An 898-nucleotide genomic window follows, 5' to 3' on the forward strand; every position below is an offset into this window, starting at 1 on the left:
GAGTTCGGCATGGGGTCAGGTGGGACCACCGCGCTAAAGCCGCCAGGCAAATTCTGTTATCTGTATCAGGCTGAAAATCGTCTCTCTTCGCCAAAACAGCTTCGGCGTTGTAAGGTTAAGCCTCACGGTTCATTAGTATCGGTTAGCTCAACGCATCGCTGCGCTTACACACCCGACCTATCAACGTCGTCGTCTTCAACGTTCCTTCAGGAGACTTAAAGTCTCAGGGAGAACTCATCTCGGGGCAAGTTTCGTGCTTAGATGCTTTCAGCACTTATCTCTTCCGCATTTAGCTACCGGGCAGTGCCATTGGCATGACAACCCGAACACCAGTGATGCGTCCACTCCGGTCCTCTCGTACTAGGAGCAGCCCCCCTCAATTCTCCAGCGCCCACGGCAGATAGGGACCGAACTGTCTCACGACGTTCTAAACCCAGCTCGCGTACCACTTTAAATGGCGAACAGCCATACCCTTGGGACCTACTTCAGCCCCAGGATGTGATGAGCCGACATCGAGGTGCCAAACACCGCCGTCGATATGAACTCTTGGGCGGTATCAGCCTGTTATCCCCGGAGTACCTTTTATCCGTTGAGCGATGGCCCTTCCATTCAGAACCACCGGATCACTATGACCTGCTTTCGCACCTGCTCGAGCCGTCACTCTCGCAGTCAAGCTAGCTTATGCCATTGCACTAACCTCCTGATGTCCGACCAGGATTAGCTAACCTTCGTGCTCCTCCGTTACTCTTTGGGAGGAGACCGCCCCAGTCAAACTACCCACCAGACACTGTCCGCAACCCGGATCACGGGTCTACGTTAGAACACCAGCCATTAAAGGGTGGTATTTCAAGGTTGGCTCCACGCAGACTGGCGTCCACGCTTCAAAGCCTCCCACCTA

At 54.2% G+C, this 898-nt stretch carries 1 rRNA gene; it reads right to left on the reverse strand.

The features are described 5' to 3' along the window. Window positions 1-111: 111 nt before the first annotated feature. Window positions 112-898: ribosomal RNA gene (locus L977_RS10730) — 23S ribosomal RNA — on the reverse strand; the annotation flags it as partial.

The organism is Enterobacter sp. ZOR0014 (assembly GCF_000798855.1).
Lineage (GTDB): Bacteria > Pseudomonadota > Gammaproteobacteria > Enterobacterales > Enterobacteriaceae > Enterobacter > Enterobacter kobei.